This is a genomic window from Salinisphaera sp. SPP-AMP-43, from assembly GCF_049568105.1.
Classification (GTDB): Bacteria; Pseudomonadota; Gammaproteobacteria; order Nevskiales; family Salinisphaeraceae; genus Salinisphaera.
On the sequence record NZ_CP145335.1, the window covers coordinates 1,271,118 to 1,286,561 of the forward strand.

General features: G+C 62.8%; 15 protein-coding genes and 1 other RNA gene. 3 read left to right on the forward strand and 13 right to left on the reverse strand.

Annotation, left to right across the window (positions count from 1 at the left end; all coding sequences use genetic code 11):
- Positions 1-3: 3 nt before the first annotated feature.
- A complete protein-coding gene (locus V5738_RS05475; protein WP_423823399.1) occupies positions 4-567 on the reverse strand; it encodes a YggT family protein in 564 nt (187 codons plus the stop codon).
- A gap of 6 nt (positions 568-573) precedes the next feature.
- Positions 574-1,401 carry a pyrroline-5-carboxylate reductase gene (gene proC / locus V5738_RS05480; RefSeq protein WP_423823400.1) on the reverse strand — a complete coding sequence of 276 codons (828 nt, stop codon included), beginning with the start codon at positions 1,399-1,401 and terminating at the stop codon, positions 574-576.
- A gap of 90 nt (positions 1,402-1,491) precedes the next feature.
- Here proC and ilvA point away from each other — a divergent pair, with 90 nt between their 5' ends.
- Genes ilvA through V5738_RS05495 form a run of 3 tightly spaced genes read left to right on the forward strand, consistent with a single transcriptional unit; the run spans position 1,492 to position 5,164 of the window.
- On the forward strand, positions 1,492-3,099 hold the full coding sequence (gene ilvA / locus V5738_RS05485; RefSeq protein ID WP_423823401.1) for a threonine ammonia-lyase, biosynthetic: 1,608 nt from the start codon (positions 1,492-1,494) through the stop codon (positions 3,097-3,099).
- Between the two features lie 23 nt (positions 3,100-3,122).
- Positions 3,123-4,097, forward strand: a complete 975-nt coding sequence (locus V5738_RS05490) for a cation diffusion facilitator family transporter (RefSeq protein WP_423823402.1) — start codon at positions 3,123-3,125, stop codon at positions 4,095-4,097.
- Positions 4,094-5,164 (forward strand): glycosyltransferase family 9 protein, encoded by a 1,071-nt coding sequence (locus V5738_RS05495; RefSeq protein WP_423823403.1) that lies wholly within the window; start codon positions 4,094-4,096, stop codon positions 5,162-5,164. Before V5738_RS05490 ends, V5738_RS05495 begins: the two co-directional genes overlap by 4 nt.
- Positions 5,165-5,189: 25 nt before the next feature.
- On the opposite strand, the gene V5738_RS05500 is transcribed toward V5738_RS05495, so the two are convergent.
- The 11 genes from V5738_RS05500 to V5738_RS05550 all read right to left on the reverse strand — a co-directional run bounded on the left by V5738_RS05500 (position 5,190) and on the right by V5738_RS05550 (position 15,402).
- The gene (locus tag V5738_RS05500; protein WP_423823404.1) at positions 5,190-6,410 is read right to left on the reverse strand and encodes a glycosyltransferase; all 1,221 of its coding nucleotides are present in this window, start codon (positions 6,408-6,410) and stop codon (positions 5,190-5,192) included.
- A 77-nt stretch (positions 6,411-6,487) separates the two neighbouring features.
- Entirely contained in the window at positions 6,488-6,964 is a 477-nt protein-coding gene (locus V5738_RS05505; RefSeq protein ID WP_423823405.1) for an EVE domain-containing protein, read from the reverse strand.
- An 82-nt stretch (positions 6,965-7,046) separates the two neighbouring features.
- Positions 7,047-7,625: a 5-formyltetrahydrofolate cyclo-ligase gene (locus V5738_RS05510; RefSeq protein ID WP_423823406.1), complete on the reverse strand. Its 579-nt coding sequence runs from the start codon at positions 7,623-7,625 to the stop codon at positions 7,047-7,049.
- A gap of 27 nt (positions 7,626-7,652) precedes the next feature.
- A non-coding RNA gene (gene ssrS, locus V5738_RS05515) (6S RNA) lies at positions 7,653-7,833 on the reverse strand.
- 132 nt (positions 7,834-7,965) lie between these two features.
- Positions 7,966-8,301, reverse strand: coding sequence for a cell division protein ZapA (locus V5738_RS05520; RefSeq protein WP_423823407.1), 336 nt, complete (start codon positions 8,299-8,301; stop codon positions 7,966-7,968).
- Positions 8,302-8,363: 62 nt separating this feature from the next.
- Entirely contained in the window at positions 8,364-8,561 is a 198-nt protein-coding gene (locus V5738_RS05525; RefSeq protein WP_423823408.1) for a hypothetical protein, read from the reverse strand.
- A 123-nt stretch (positions 8,562-8,684) separates the two neighbouring features.
- Positions 8,685-10,100, reverse strand: coding sequence for a DegQ family serine endoprotease (locus tag V5738_RS05530; protein WP_423823409.1), 1,416 nt, complete (start codon positions 10,098-10,100; stop codon positions 8,685-8,687).
- A 270-nt stretch (positions 10,101-10,370) separates the two neighbouring features.
- Positions 10,371-11,429, reverse strand: coding sequence for a protease SohB (sohB, locus tag V5738_RS05535; RefSeq protein WP_423823410.1), 1,059 nt, complete (start codon positions 11,427-11,429; stop codon positions 10,371-10,373).
- A 129-nt stretch (positions 11,430-11,558) separates the two neighbouring features.
- The gene (hemH, locus tag V5738_RS05540) at positions 11,559-12,560 is read right to left on the reverse strand and encodes a ferrochelatase (RefSeq protein WP_423823411.1); all 1,002 of its coding nucleotides are present in this window, start codon (positions 12,558-12,560) and stop codon (positions 11,559-11,561) included.
- 94 nt (positions 12,561-12,654) lie between these two features.
- Positions 12,655-13,995, reverse strand: coding sequence for an alanine/glycine:cation symporter family protein (locus V5738_RS05545; RefSeq protein WP_423823412.1), 1,341 nt, complete (start codon positions 13,993-13,995; stop codon positions 12,655-12,657).
- Positions 13,996-14,043: 48 nt separating this feature from the next.
- The gene (locus V5738_RS05550; protein ID WP_423823413.1) at positions 14,044-15,402 is read right to left on the reverse strand and encodes a sodium-dependent transporter; all 1,359 of its coding nucleotides are present in this window, start codon (positions 15,400-15,402) and stop codon (positions 14,044-14,046) included.
- Positions 15,403-15,444 lie beyond the last annotated feature (42 nt).

The following is a 15,444-nucleotide window of genomic DNA, read 5'->3' on the forward strand; positions in this document are numbered from 1 at the left end:
GGTCTAGCGGAACAATCCCGGCAGCGGCAGCAGGCGAGAGAACACCTGCAAAGCGATGATCACTACCAGCGGCGATAGATCAAGCCCGCCGATCGCCGGAATGACGTTGCGGACTGGGCGCAGCAGCGGCTCGTTGATAGTGAACAAAATCGCAGTGGCCGGTGAGTATTGGTTCGGCGAAATCCAGCTCATCACCGCCTGGATAATGAGCGTGAAGAAATACAGATTGCAGACCAGGGTCGCCAGTTTGAGAAGAGCCCAGGCTACGGAGGGCAGCAGTTGCGGGCCGAAGCCGGGTGCGCCAAGCGCCAGATCGATCTGGATCAGGATATAAGACAGGATCAGCGCAAAGACCAGCGCCGGCACATCCCAATTGCGCCAGCGTGGAATCACGGCCCGCAGGAGGTTCACTGGCGTGCGCGTGGTCTGCCAGACGAATTGGGAGACCGGGTTCCGGAAATCAGCATGTACCAGCTGCAGAATCACCCGTAGCAGCACCACGAGGATATAGAGCGACAGCACTGTGTCGACGAGAAACAGCAGCGCATTGTTCGTGTTATTGATCATGAAACCCTATGAATCGGACAGGTCGCGGGCGAGTTCAGAGGCGCGATCAGAGGCGGCATGCATGGCCTGGGCCACCAGCTGGTTCAGATCGCCTTGCTCGAATTGCGCCAGGGCAGCGGCCGTGGTGCCCCCTTTGGAGGTGACTTTCTGGCGCAGGGTGGTTGGGTCGTCGCCGGACTCGGTGGCCATGCGGGCCGCGCCGAGCGCAGTCTGCAGGACCAGCTCGCGGGCGGCGGCCTCATCGAGGCCGAGGTCCTTGGCGCCGGCGATCATGGCTTCCATGAAGGCAAAGAAGTACGCCGGGCCGCTGCCCGAGGTCGCGATCACAGCATCAATCAGTGACTCATCGTCCACCCAGGCATTCAAGCCCGCGGTGGCCATGATGTCATCGGCGAGCTGGCGCTGTTCGGTGGTGGCCGTGGCGTCGGCATACAAACCGGTCGCGCCGACGCCCAGCAGCGAAGGCGTATTCGGCATGCAACGTATATAGGCGAAATCAGCGCCCATCCAGTCGCGCAGGGCATCCAACGGAATACCGGCGGCAATCGACAGGATCAGCGGGTGGGCGTCACCGAACAGCGGTGCCAGCGCGCGCGCAGTCTCAGCCATGACCTGGGGCTTGACCGCGAGCACGACTGCGTCGGCATTCAAGCATTCGGCGCTGGCGGCCTCGGCGACCTGAACATCGAACCGCTCGGCCAAATCCGTGCGTTTGTCGCTATTACGGTCGACGACGGTGATGGCTTGGCCGGGCCAGCCGGCCTGGCGCAGACCGCTAATCAGGCTGGTCGCCATATTGCCGCCGCCGATGAATACGATGGTTCGAGTCGTCATGGGCGTCTCACCTGCAAATGCGGGGCATGATACGTCATGCGGCCGGGCGCGGGCGAGTGAACATGGTGTCTTGTCAGCCTAGGGTTTAGCATGGGGCGTTTTTCCCCAGCCGTGCGTGCCATGAACAGCAGCCTCAAACAGACCGCCCAGGGCGGTTCGGCCGGCGCCGTCGATGTCGGCGATGCCGAGTATCTCAAGCGGATCAACGCCGCTCGTGTCTACGACGTGGCCATCGAGACCCCGCTCGTCGAGGCCGGGCAGCTGAGCGCACGCATTGGCAACAGTCTGTTTCTCAAACGCGAGGACTTGCAACCGGTCCATTCGTTCAAGCTGCGCGGGGCGTACAACAAGATCGCCCATTTGTCCGAGGAAGACAAAGCCCGCGGTGTGATCTGTGCCTCGGCCGGCAATCATGCCCAGGGGGTCGCCTTGGCCGGGCGCAACATGGGTATCCGCGCGGTGATCGTGATGCCGCGAACCACGCCGGCGATCAAGGTCCGGGCGGTGGCCGGGTTCGGCGGCGAAATCGTGCTGCACGGCGATGGCTATGACGACGCGGCCGCGCATGCCGCCGAATTGATGGAACGCGACGGCTTGGTCTATATCCACCCCTACGACGATCCGTACGTGATCGCCGGCCAGGGCACGATCGGCATGGAAATTGTGCGCCAGCATCCGCAGCCGATTCACGCCGTGTTTGTCTGTGTGGGCGGCGGCGGCATGCTCGCTGGGGTCGCGGCCTATATCAAGAGTGTGCGTCCGGATATCCGGGTGATCGGGGTCGAGCCGGAAGATGCGGCCAGCATGGGGGCCTCGCTGGCCGCCGGCGAGCGCGTCGCACTCGACGAGGTCGGCCTGTTCGCCGACGGCGTGGCGGTCAAAAAAGTGGGCGAAGAGACGTTCCGGGTCTGCCAGCGGCATGTCGATGCGATGATGACGGTCTCGATCGACGAGATGTGTGCTGCGATTCGCGATGTCTATGAAGACACCCGAGCTTTGACTGAGCCGGCCGGCGTGCTGGCGGTCGCAGGTGCCAAGAAGTATGCCGCCGAGACCGGTATCGAGAACGAGCATTTGGTCGCGATCACCTCCGGGGCCAACGTCAACTTCGACCGCCTGTCCTATATCGCCGAACGGGCTGAACTCGGCGAGCATCGCGAGGCGCTGCTGGCAGTGACCATCCCCGAGCGGCCAGGTTCGTTCCGGACGTTTTGTCAGACCATTGGCGACCGCTCGGTCAGCGAATTCAATTACCGTTATGCCGATGCCCGATATGCCCAGGTGTTCGTGGGCGTCAAGCTGACCAACGGCATTCCCGAACGCGACGAATTGATCGCCGACTTGGAAGCCGCGGGTTACGACGTACTCGACATGTCGCGCAACGAGATGGCCAAGCTGCACGTGCGGCATATGGTCGGCGGCCCAGCGCCCGGGGTCGGTTCCGAGGTGCTCTTCCGGGTCCAGTTCCCCGAGCGCCCCGGCGCCCTGCTGCGTTTTCTGGAGTCGATGGGCGATCGTTGGAACATCTCGCTGTTCCACTATCGCAACCACGGTCATGCCCATGGTCTGGTACTGCTCGGCATGCAGGTCGAGGACGCCGACCGCGCGGCCTGCCGCGCAGCGCTGGGTGAGATCGGCTACGATTACGCCGAAGAAACCGATAACCCGGTTTACCGGCGTTTTCTGCACGCCGGCTGACTCGGCTTCCCAAAGAGCATTCGATGTCTGAATCCAATTCCAAGACGGTGGTGCTGGCTGCGCTGGCCGGTAACTTCCTGATTGCGGTCTCCAAGTTCATCGCCTCGATCTTCACTGGCAGTACCGCCATGCTGGCCGAGGGTATCCACTCGGTGATTGATACCGGCAACCAAGGGTTGCTGTTGTTCGGCATGCGCCGGGCCAAGAAACCGCCGGATGCCAAATATCCGTTCGGCTATGGCAAGGAGATCTATTTTTGGAGCTTCATGGTCGCGGTGCTGCTGTTCACCCTGGGCGCTGGTATCTCGATCTTCGAAGGCATCGAGAAGATTCTGCACCCGCATCCGATCGCTCATCCCTATGTGAACTACGCGGTACTGGGTCTGGCGGTACTGTTCGAAGGCACCAGCTGGATGATCGCCGCCAAGGAATTCCAGCGGGTCAAGGGCAGCTGGGGCGTGCTCGAAGCGGTACGCCGTGGTAAAGATCCGAATAAGTTCCTCGTGTTGTTCGAAGACACGGCCGCGATCGCCGGTTTGTTGTTGGCGGCTGCGGGTCTGGCCCTGGTCCAGATCACCGGCATCGAGTTGTTTGATGGGATTGCCTCGATCGGCATTGGCCTGATTCTGGCATTTTCCTCGATCTGGCTGGCGATCGAGACCAAAGGGTTGCTGATCGGCGAAGCGGCCAACCAGTACGTGGTCGCCGAGATCGAGCGCATCGTCAGCGAGCATCCGTCGGTGGCCCGGGTCAACGAAGTGCCGACCATGCACATCGGCCCGCAGTACGTGCTGGCCAATATCAGTCTGCGTTTCAAGTCCGGCTTGAGCGGTGAGGAGTTGCAGGAGGCGATTGCCGGCATGGATCGACAGATCAAGCAGGAATGCCCGACCGTCAAGCGGATCTTCATCGAGGCCGAACACGAGGCCGATAAGGCGCCGGCGCATTCCGACGATGCCGACACACACAAGGAAGAGCTCGGCGACGCCACCTCGTGACTACGGCCCCGGTGCCCAAGCGGGTCTGCATTCTGCGCCTGTCGGCGCTGGGCGACTGCGCCAACGTGGTGCCGGTGGTGCATACGCTGCGAACGGCCCGGCCGGATATCGAGATCTGCTGGGTCATCAATCGTGGCGAGGCCAGCCTTGTGGCCGATTTGCCAGGCGTGACCTGCTTGGCCTATGACAAACGCGGCGGGCGGGGGGCGACCCGCGCGCTCAAGCGTGCTCTGGCCGGCCATCGGTTCGATGCGCTTTTGAACATGCACGCCAGTTGGCGCGCCAACCGCATCAGTCGGTTGATCCGGGCTGACCGACGGATCGGTTTCGATCGCCGCCGGGCACGCGACGGCCAGCGATTGTTCGTCGACGAGCGCATTCCGGCGGTGGGTAGCCGGCATGTGGTGGATGGTTTTCTGGCGTTCGCCGAGGCCCTCGGCGCGCCGGAGCCGGTCTACGACTGGCGAGTGCCGATTGCCGATAGCGATCGCGCCGAGGCCGCCCGCCTGCTGCAGGCGTCGGGCGACGACCGGCCGATATTGTTCATCAGCCCCTGTTCTAGCCATGGCATGCGCAATTGGCAGGCCGAGCGCTATGCAGCGGCGGCCGACCATGCCGTCGCCCGGCACGGCATGCGCTGTGTGTTGGTGGGCGGGCCGAGCGCGGCCGAACAGGCCATGGGGACAGAGATCATCGCGGCCATGCATAATTCGGCAACCGATTTGATCGGCCAGACCGGGTTAAAACAGCTCTTGGCGTTGTTCGAACACGGCCGGATCTTGCTCACCCCCGATTCGGGCCCGGCGCATATGGCCAATGCCACCGGTATCGCGACCATCAGCCTGCATGCCGCGACCGATCCCCGGCGCAGTGGCGCCTATAGATCGCGTGATCTATGCGTCGACTACTTCGCCGAGGCCGCAATGCGCTATCGTCGCAGTACGCCCGATGCCTTGAAGTGGGGCACCCGTATCGAGGACGATACCGGCGTCATGGCACTGATTCCAGCCGCCGCGGTCACCGCGCGTATCGACCAGGTCATGCAGGGCCAGCGGGCGGGCGGTTGAGCGGCTGTCGAGCGGCCAGGCCAGCTCAAGCGGCCTGGCGGGCTGTCGCCAATTCGGACAGGGCCTCGAGCACGCCTGCGACGTGATCGGCGTAGTCGAACTCGTGGCGGGCCCGTGCTTTCGCGCGATGGCTGAACTCGGCGAACCGAGCATCATCGGCGAGCAGCCGTTCGATGGCATCGGCTGCCGTTGCCGGGGCGACCGACCGCGGTGCGGTAATCGAATCGGTGGCCGGCTGGTAGACCCAGGGCGGCAGATCGGCTGGCTGGCGGCACAACTCGATCGTGGCGGGGGCCTCGAGCTCCGGCTCGAGCAGAAAGCCGTCTCTGCCATGCTCGATGATCTCGGCAATGCCGTCGACTCGGGTCGCGACGACTGGGCAGCCATAAGCCATCGCTTCCACGATGACCCCGCCGAAGGGTTCGCGTAGGGCCAGATGCAGTAAGCAATCGATCCGGCGATAAAAACCGGCCATATCGGCGAGCAGGCCATGAAAGACGACATGATCGCGGATGCCCAGCCGGGCAGCCAGGCTCTGTAGTGGCTCGAAAAGCGGCCCAGTGCCGGCGATATGCAACTCGGCGTCCACCCCGCGCCGGCGCAGTGCATGCAGGCAGTACAGGCTGGAGGCAATGCCCTTGACCGGTACCAGTCGGGCTGCGATACCGATGCGTAGCGGGCGGTTATGGGGGCGTCGTTTGGTTGCGGCATGCATCGGTAGCAGATCCGGGCGCAGGGCGTTGCGACAGACCTGGATATTTCCGGTATAGCCCCAGCGAAGCTCCAGCATACGGCGACACGCCTGCGAGTTCGCCAGGATGCCTTGCATACGCGACAGAAAGCGGTGCTCGGCCGGGCCGTCCTTAGCTAGCCAGCAGGCGCCTCGGTCCCAGTAAATCCGGGGCTGGCCATCGAAGGCTTGGCTTTCGCGCAGCGCATCCTCGCCGCTGCCTAGGCGGTTCCAGAACAGGGCCACGTCGATATTCATCTGCGTCGCCAGTTGGCGCAGGCGCAGACGGCGTAGCGTCGATAGCTGGCGCGGTAGCTTGATCGGGCCGATCCGCTTGGGTTCGTGAACCGTGGCATGTTCGGCGATGGTGGCTGCGATATGCGGATGCACGTAGCGGCCCGTCGAGCAGACCGCATGGTCGACCCCGTGTTGCAGCCGGCTGAGCCGGACGAACTGGGCCAGATGATGCTCGGCACCCCCAATGGTGCGCAGCGCCGCCACGTGGCCGATGCGCATATTATTCTCCCTCGTGCGAAGCCCGGCCACTCGATGACAGTGCTCATCGGGCCGGGCACCGCCGGTTGCGTTCGGGCTTATTCGGCCGGTTCGTTTTCCAGCGAAAGTACGAAGTCCCAGTGCGCTTTGTCGACCGGCATTACTGACAGCCGGTTGCCCTTGCGGACCAGGGGAAAGCCTTCGAGCTCATCGGCATAGGCTTTGATTTCGGACAGCGGGATCACGCGTTCGAGTTCGCGTTCGAAGGTGACATCGACCCGGTACCAGCGCGGGTTGTCGAGGTTGGATTTCGGATCGTAGTGGGGGTCCTCCGGGTCGAAAGCTGTATCGTCCGGATAGCCTTCGCGCGAGATGCGCATGATGCCGACCACGCCAGGGACTTTGGTATTGGAATGGTAGAAAAAGGCGAGATCGCCTTCCGACATGCCATCGCGCATGAAATTGCGCGCCTGATAGTTGCGAACCCCGTCCCAGCCTTCAGTCTGATTCGGGCGGTTCTGCAAATCCTGAATACTGAACTCGTCGGGTTCGGACTTCATCAGCCAGTAGCGCATGATTTCGCCTGTTACCGTTTACAAAACAGCTTGGGATTGTATGCGCTGCGGCACCGGTGTGCATCAGACGGCCAGGGTGGGGTCAGGTGCTGCGCGATGCGCGGTACACGCCACGTTCTGTCACGACCGAGGCCAGTTCGATATCCCAGGGGCGGGTTTCGATCGCCGGCAGGCGCTGGCATTCGAAGGCCAGGCCGATACGAGTCGGGCTGCGATAGCCACGATCGCGTACCGGGGCCAGCGTACGGTCGTAGAATCCGCCGCCGAGTCCGATACGATGCGCGCCGGCGTCGAAACCGGCTAATGGCATGATCAAGACATCCAGAGCGTTGACCGGGTGGCTCCAGCCGGCAGGCTCCTGTACGCCAAGGTTTGAGCGAGTCCAGCGCCCGTTCCGGGCGACGGGCACGAATCGTAATTGGTCGTGGCTGACCCGCGGATAGTAGAACCGCCGATCGCGACGTCCAAGCATATGTTGTACAACGCTCGGATCGATTTCGCTGGGCAACGGCCAATACAGGCCGATGTGGCGGGCTCTGCGCATTTCCGGAAGCCGGCCAAGATAGCGACAAGCCGCAATGCTGGCGCGTTGTCTCTGGACCGCGGTCAGGCGGCGTCGGGCGGCCAGGGCGGTTTTGCGCTGATCGGCGACGGTAGCCATAGACAGGAACATAAAAAAGCGGGAACCGACATTCCCGCCTGTGCCGTCGGCCATCCACTATCCTTGAGACAAGCGCTCAAGTGGGGCGTTTCTCGACGCATTAGGTTTCCCGCTGCAAGGCGGGCATACTCACCTGCGCCGGTTCCCGCCCCTGGTTAGGTAATTAGGCTCAAGGGAACCGGGAGGCCATCGTACACCGCAGGAATGTCGGCAGTTTTATGGTACGCCCGAGACCGGGCCATGACAAACACGAATTGCGCTAATTTCGTCTGATCCAACAAGCAGCTGGCCAATTGCTGCCGTATCGTCGTCGGGCTCGGGCGTGGCGCCCGGCCGGGTGCTAGCCGGAGGAGGAGCCGTCTAGCGCCGATTCGATCCGGTGCTGGAGTTGGTACAGACGCTCGGCCATTTCTTCATCGGTGGCAGCCAGGCTGGCGTCCTGGCGTTCCACGCGGCGCTGCAGATCCAATAGGTCGCGGGCGATGTTGAGTGCGGCCATGATCGCAATCCGCTCGGTGCCGAGGGTCTTGCCCTGGCGCTGGATCGAGGCCATCCGCTTGGACAAATATTCGGCCGAACGCAACAGGGAGTCGCGCTCGTCCTCTGGACAGGACACCGGGTACTCGCGGCCGAGGATGCGGATGGTCAGTGCGGTTTGTTGTTTGTCGGTAGTCATGATGTCCGCCCGTGCCCTGAATCAGACCCGGCGTGGTAGGGCACGCTCGACCGGGACTTGCTCTAAACCTTACCCGCTTCGGCCTCGAGCGCGCGAATACGCTCGATCACGCCACTCAGCCGTTCGCGGATCTCGCGATTGCGTTGGGCTTCGGCCTCATGCGCCGCCTTGAGCGTATCGTAATCGCTCTGCAAGCGTTGATAGGCCGTCAACAACTCGTGGATCTGCGCTTCGAATTCGGCGAGATCGAACTGGTTCATGGCGCGCTCCTCGGGCTGGTTTCGAGTATAGACGGGTATGTATTGAGACAAAACAGTCGCGATAAACATGGAAAAGCCCGGCCGAAGCCGGGCTTTTCAGGCCCCGGGGGCGATTCCGGCCGATTACTGGATCAGCAGGAACAGGGCGCCCTGGCCACGGCGGATATGCAGCAACAATTGCTTGGTATCCGGGCCTGCCAGTTTGTGCAGCTGGGATACGCTGTTGATGTGCTGGCGATTGACCGAGGTGATGACATCGCCCGGGCGCAGACCTGCCTGAGCCGCGGGGCTGCCGCGCTGGACATCCTCGACCACGACACCTTCGACTTCGCCGGACAGCGGATTATCGTCGGTCAGCGGGGCGAATTGGGCGCCGGCCAGGTTTTTGTTCAGCGAGCCGCCGGTGCTGGAATTGCCGGCACCGGTCATTTCGGACGCCTTGGCCAGCGTGGCCTGGATCTGCTTCTTATCGCCGTCGCGCAGTAGGCTGATCGTGACCTTGTCGCCCGGCGAGCGCAGGCCGATGGCGTTTTGCAGATCCGAGAAGTTGTCGATGCCCTTGCCGTTGACCGCCGTGATCACGTCACGTTGCTGGATCCCGGCCTTGGCCGCTGGCGAATCCGGCATGACCTGGGCGATGACCACGCCCTGTTCGACCTTCAAGCCAAAGGCCTTGGCCAGTTCCGGCGTCAGGTTCTGGCCGACTACGCCGAGCATGCCGCGTTTGACCTTGCCGTATTTGACCAACTGGTGGTAGACGGTCTGGACCAGGTTCGACGGAATAGCGAAGCCGATGCCGATGTTGCCGCCGGTCTGCGACAGGATTTCGCTGTTGATGCCGACCAGCTGTCCGTGCAGGTTAAGCAAAGCGCCGCCGGAATTGCCGGGATTGATCGAGGCATCGGTCTGGATGAAGTTCTGGTAGCGATTGCCTTGGCCGCCCTGCGGGTTGCCGATATGCCGGCCGAGGCCAGATACAATGCCCGAGGTCACGGTCTGGCGCAGGCCGAACGGATTGCCCACAGCGACCACGAAATCGCCCACCTGGAGTTTGTCCGAGTCGGCGAGCTTGAGATGGGTGAGCTTGTCGGCCTTGATTCGGATCACGGCGAGGTCGGTGGCCGGATCGGTGCCTACGACCTTGGCCTTGAACTGGCGATTGTCTTTGAGGCGGACTTCGATCTTCTCAGCGTCTCGGACCACGTGATAGTTGGTCACGATATAGCCCTTGTCCGAGTTCACGATCACCCCCGAGCCGGTTGCGGTCGGGTGTTGCATCTGCGGGCGCTGCTGCTGCGGCGCGTTAAAGAACTGCCGAAAGAAGGGATCGTTGAATAGCGGATTGTTGGGCTGTTGCTGGGCCTTGCCGGTCACCACCACGTTCACGACCGCCGGCAGTGTCTTGTGCAGCATCGGCGCCAGCGAGGGATTGTCCCCGGAGAGCATGCCGCTGGGAATGGAGGCCTGGGCGCTCGTGCCCAACAACGTCAGAAGTAGCAGGAAAAACGCGCGATAGCGCATGGATGCGAGTGTTGTCATAGATCCTTACTCGTCGGTATCACCAAACGACCGGCAGCGCCGGCATCGTCCCCAGCCCTGTGACCGCCGCGCGCGCTACGAGTTTCATGTAGGGTGAAATTAAGCACGTTAGCGATGCCTTAACCGGCGCCACGAAGGCGTTACACAATCGATTGCCGAGCGCGTTGCCCGCTCGCACGGTGCCTGCCCCATGGCATCAGATCGTGTTGTGCGCTTCGTCTGACGCCCAGGGCATGCAATGCACGATGTCGTAATGACGCGGCCCAGGGCCTAATACCGCCGTGCGCCGATTTCGGCCCGGCTCAGACCCTGTTCGTGCACGGTACGAGCCATGAGCCGGCTGGCTTGGCCGCCTAGGCGTGCCAGCACGCCGCGCGGCTGGCGTATCGCAACGGTAAATACGTCGCGCCCGTCGCGGGCGGCTGCGAGCATGAGATCGTCGCTGGTGCTGACCTCGTCGACCAGCTGCTTGTCGAGAGCCTGGCTGCCGTACCAGTGTTCGCCGGTGGCCACCGAGTCGATGTCCACGGCCCGACGATGCTGGGCAACGAACTGCTTGAACAGGCCGTGGGTGTCCTCCAGTTCTTCGCGGAATTTCTGCCGGCCGGTTTCGGTGTTCTCGCCGAACAGGGTCAGCGTGCGCTTGTAGTCGCCCGCGGTATGCATTTCGAAATCGATATGCTTGTCGCCCAGCCAGCGGTTGAAGTTGGGCATCTGGGCGACCACGCCGATCGAGCCGATAATGGCGAACGGCGCGGCTACGATGCGATCGCCGACGCAGGCCATCATATAGCCGCCACTGGCAGCCACTCGATCGACGGCCACGGTCAGGTGCACACCGGCATCGCGCAGACGAGTCAGTTGGGAGGCGGCTAGGCCGTAGCTATGGACCATGCCGCCACCAGACTCCAGCCGTAGCAGCACCTCGTCTTCGGCCTCGGTGACCTGGAGCAGGGCATTGATCGACTCGCGCAGCCCTTCGACCGCCGAAGCGCGGATATCACCGTCGAAATCCAGCACGAACAGCCGCTGGGGGGCATGCTTCTTGCCGAGCTTTTCGGCCTTGGCTTTCTGCTTGGCTTCCTGTTTGCGCTGCTTGGCCCGGGCTTTTTTTTCGGCGCCGTTGAGCAGCGCATCCGACAGCGTATCGCCCATGCGTTCCAGTCGATCGTTGACCCGCTCGACCGACAGGCGGCGATTTTTCTCCCGTTTGACATTCATCGCGCTAGACGCGATCAAGATCACGATCACCGCGAACGCGGCGACCAGGGTGAGGGTTTTGGCCAGGAACAGCCCGTAGTTCAGGCCGAAGGTGGCAATCCAATCCATGAGCGCATGTCCTGTTGAATGAGTTCTTGGCGCCGGCAGCAACGTGTTCTCAGGCCGAGCCGATAATACGATGCCTGCTAAGCAGGCCGGTGCCCGGACGCACCTTGGGCACCGGGCTCGGTGCTCGAATCAGGCCCAGCCCGCCAGCTGCTCGCGGATCAGGCGAGCAAACATCTCGATATGATCCTCGCGATCGTTGAGCGCGGGAATATATCGTAGAGCCTGGCCGCCGGCGCCCTCAAAGTAACCGCGGTTTTCTTCGCGAATCTCTTCGAGCGTTTCGAGACAGTCCGATGAAAAACCAGGGCAGATGACATCGACGGTATCGATATTGGGGTCCGCGCCCCAGGCTTTCATGGTTTCATCGAGATAAGGCTGCAGCCAGGGTTCGCGGCCGAAGCGCGACTGGAAACAGACCTTGTAGTCATTGCGTGATAGGCCCAGCGCATCAGCCAGAAGCTGGGCGGTAATGCCGCAGTCGCGCGGATAGGGGTCGCCTTGTTTGACGTAGCGCTTGGGAATGCCGTGGAACGACATCACCAGTTTGTCGGCACGGCCGTGGGTCTGCCAGTGCTCGCGTACCGAGGCTGCCAGGGCCGCGATATAGCCCGGGTCGTCGTGATAGCGGTTGATCTGGCGCAGTGCCGGCGGCTCTGGCCAGTCCTCGAGGACCTCGCTGACCTTGTCGAAGGTCGTGGCCACCGTGGTCGCCGAGTACTGGGGATAGGCGGGAAACACCAGCACCTTGCGACAGCCTGCCGCATGCAGTTCTTCCAGTGCCGACTCGATCGATGGATTGCCGTAGCGCATGCCCAGGGCCACATGCACCGGCGTAGACATCTGGGCACTCAGCTTGGCCTGGATACCGGCCGCCTGACGCCGGGCATAGACGATCAGCGGCGACCCCTCATCCATCCAGACCGAACGATAGCCTTCGGCCGAGTTCTTGGGGCGCACCGTGAGAATGACGCCGTACAGGATCGGCAGCCAGGCCGCCCGGTTGAGATCGATCACTCGACGATCGCTGAGAAACTCGCGCAGATAACGGCGAACCGACTTCACCGAGGTATCGTCGGGACTGCCGAGGTTGGTGAACAGCACACCGACCGGGGCGGACTCTTCGCGGCTCATTATTGGTCCTTGCTATCGTGTTTTTCGTTTCGATACTTAAGGGTAATCGATCCGGATGCAACCGCCCCGTAAAACGGGGCGGTTGGGGCGCCATTCATCGCCCGAAATATTCCCGCGTGAGACGGAAAATGACCGGGCTCAGCAACAGCAGGGCGATCAGATTCGGTACCGCCATGAGTGCATTCATCACGTCTGCGATCAGCCAAATCAGATCCAAGGGGAAGACGGCCCCCACGAATACTGCGATCACCCAGGCCAGGCGATAGGGTTGAATTACCCGCGAGCCGAGCAGGTACTCGGCCGTGCGTTCGCCGTAGTAGCTCCAGGCGAGCATGGTAGAAAAAGCAAATACCACCAGGCCGAAGCTCACGATCAGTCCGCCCGGGCCCGGCATGCCGGTCGTAAAGGCATCGGCCGATAGCGCAGCACCGGTGGCGTCCGACGACCAGACCCCGGTAGACACGATCACGAGCGCGGTCATCGTGCAGACGATGATGGTGTCGATGAAGGTGCCGAGCATAGCCACTACACCCTGGCGCACCGGGCTGTCGGTACGCGCGGCCGCATGCGCGATCGGCGCGCTACCCAGACCGGCCTCGTTCGAGAAGATCCCGCGTGCGACGCCGAAACGAATCGCCATCAGCACACCGGCCCCAGCAAAGCCGCCGGCCGCGGCCGTGCCGGTGAAGGCATCGGAGACGATCGTCGCGAAGGCGCCGGGCACGGCTTCGGCGTTGAGCACCAGCACCGCCAGGGCGCCGACGACGTAGATGATGGCCATGAACGGTACGAGTTTTTCGGTTACCCGGGCCAGGCGCTGAACGCCACCAAGGATCACCGCGCCCACGCCGATGGCCAGGACCAGACCCGTGAGCCAGCTCGGGATCGACCAGCGGCTTTCGGCCAAGACCTGCGAAACCGAGTTCGACTGAACCGTATTGCCGATGCCGAAGGCGGCAATGGTCGCGAACAGGGCAAACAGAAACGCCAGCCACTTCCAGTTTGCCCCGAGGCCGTTACGGATGTAGTACATCGGGCCGCCGACATGCCCGCCCAAAGCATTGGTCTGGCGATAGTTGACCGCGAGCACGGCTTCCCCGTACTTGGTCGCCATGCCGACCAGGGCGGTGACCCACATCCAGAACACCGCGCCGGGTCCGCCCAGATGGATCGCTGTGGCCACGCCGGCAATATTGCCTGTACCCACCGTCGCCGACAGCGCCGTGGCCAGTGCCTGGAACGGGGTAATGTCGCCGGGATGGGTGGTCGCCCGCCGGCCGGCGAACAGCATGCGGAAACCGTAAATCAGCTTGCGTTGCGGTATGCCGCGCAGTCCGGCGGTCAGATAGACGCCGGTGCCCAGCAGCAGGATGAGCATGACCGGACCCCATACCCAGCCGGATAACGTGGATAGCGCGTTCGAGAGACTTTCCATGAACAACCCCCTTAGTGGTGCGCCTGGCGCGATCGCGTCCGACGCCGATTACCCAATAATGCCCTGAATCAGGATCCAGCCGATACCGATAGGCACGACATAGCGCAGCACGAACAGCCAAAGACGCGCCCAACGCGGCGCAGGGCAGTCGTCGTCGCGTAGTGCCTCGATCGCTCGCGGACCCACGACCCAGCCCAGGCACAGGGCCGTCAAAAGACCGCCCAGTGGAAGCGCGATCGACGTGGCTAGGTAGTCCAGCAGGTTGAAAAAGCTCTTGCCAAACAGTTGGGCTTCGGACCATAGCCCGAACGACAACGACGACGGAATGGCCAGCACAAAACAAACGATCGCAGCCGCCCCGGTCGCGCGGCGCCGCGTCAGCCGGGTTTCATCGACCAGATAACAGACCACGGCCTCGAGCAACGACACTGAAGAGGTCAGGGCGGCCACGGCCAGCAATAGAAAAAAGCCAAAGCCGAATACGGGGCCTGCCGGCATGGCTGCGAACACGGCCGGCAACACCATGAACGTGGTGCCGGCACCGCCATCCCCCGGAGTCATACCGGCGGCGAACATGGCCGGGATAACCATCAGCCCCGCCAGCAGCGCGATCAACGTATCGAGCCCGACCACGGCCAGCGCGTCGGCCGGTAGGTTCTGATCGCGCGACATATACGAGCCGTAGGTGATCATTGCTCCCATGCCCAGCGATAGCGAGAAAAAAGCCTGGCCGATGGCCGCCGTCACAGTTGCGCCGGTCACTCGCGATAAATCCGGCACCAAAAAGAACTCGATGCCCTCGGCTGCCCCCGGCAGGGTGAGCGCGCGAATCGCGAGCGCGATCAACAGTAGAAACAGGGCAGGCATGAGAATCTTCGAGGCGCGTTCGATGCCATGGCCGATGCCGCCCAGCACCACTGCTGCCGTCGCGATCATAAACAGCGCGGCATAGCCGATCGGTTGCCAAGTATTACCGACCAAGCCGTTGAACACCGCCTCCAGATGGTCGCCGTCGGTGCTGGCGACCTGCCCGCCGACCTCGAAGACCATATAGGCGATCGTCCAGCCGGCGACCACGATATAAAACGACAGAATGACGAACGCGGTCGTGATCGCCAAGGCACCGACCAGCGGCCAGGCGCGGCCGGCAATCTGGCGAAAGGCCGCTACCGGCGTGCGCTGGGCCATGCGCCCGATCACCAGTTCGGCAATTACCAGCGACAGGCCGAAGATCACCACGCAGGCCAGATACAGCAGCAAAAACGCGCCACCGCCGTTGCCGCCTGCCATGTACGGGAATTTCCAGATGTTGCCAAGACCGACGGCCGAGCCGGCAGCGGCCATGATGAACCCTGCGCGACTTCCCCAGCTTTCGCGATCGCGGCGACGGGCAGTGTATTCGGACAAAGTCGTGTCTCCTCGGCAGTGGCGCCAACGTACAAAGCTTAA

Bases quoted from the DNA above. Each gene is read 5' to 3' on its own strand.
- V5738_RS05475 (WP_423823399.1), bottom strand. From the start codon at position 567: ATGATCAATAACACGAACAATGCGCTGCTGTTTCTCGTCGACACAGTG.
- proC (WP_423823400.1), bottom strand. From the start codon at position 1,401: ATGACGACTCGAACCATCGTATTCATCGGCGGCGGCAATATGGCGACC.
- ilvA (WP_423823401.1), top strand. From the start codon at position 1,492: ATGGGGCGTTTTTCCCCAGCCGTGCGTGCCATGAACAGCAGCCTCAAA.
- V5738_RS05490 (WP_423823402.1), top strand. From the start codon at position 3,123: ATGTCTGAATCCAATTCCAAGACGGTGGTGCTGGCTGCGCTGGCCGGT.
- V5738_RS05500 (WP_423823404.1), bottom strand. From the start codon at position 6,410: ATGCGCATCGGCCACGTGGCGGCGCTGCGCACCATTGGGGGTGCCGAG.
- V5738_RS05505 (WP_423823405.1), bottom strand. From the start codon at position 6,964: ATGCGCTACTGGCTGATGAAGTCCGAACCCGACGAGTTCAGTATTCAG.
- V5738_RS05510 (WP_423823406.1), bottom strand. From the start codon at position 7,625: ATGGCTACCGTCGCCGATCAGCGCAAAACCGCCCTGGCCGCCCGACGC.
- V5738_RS05520 (WP_423823407.1), bottom strand. From the start codon at position 8,301: ATGACTACCGACAAACAACAAACCGCACTGACCATCCGCATCCTCGGC.
- V5738_RS05525 (WP_423823408.1), bottom strand. From the start codon at position 8,561: ATGAACCAGTTCGATCTCGCCGAATTCGAAGCGCAGATCCACGAGTTG.
- V5738_RS05530 (WP_423823409.1), bottom strand. From the start codon at position 10,100: ATGACAACACTCGCATCCATGCGCTATCGCGCGTTTTTCCTGCTACTT.
- sohB (WP_423823410.1), bottom strand. From the start codon at position 11,429: ATGGATTGGATTGCCACCTTCGGCCTGAACTACGGGCTGTTCCTGGCC.
- hemH (WP_423823411.1), bottom strand. From the start codon at position 12,560: ATGAGCCGCGAAGAGTCCGCCCCGGTCGGTGTGCTGTTCACCAACCTC.
- V5738_RS05545 (WP_423823412.1), bottom strand. From the start codon at position 13,995: ATGGAAAGTCTCTCGAACGCGCTATCCACGTTATCCGGCTGGGTATGG.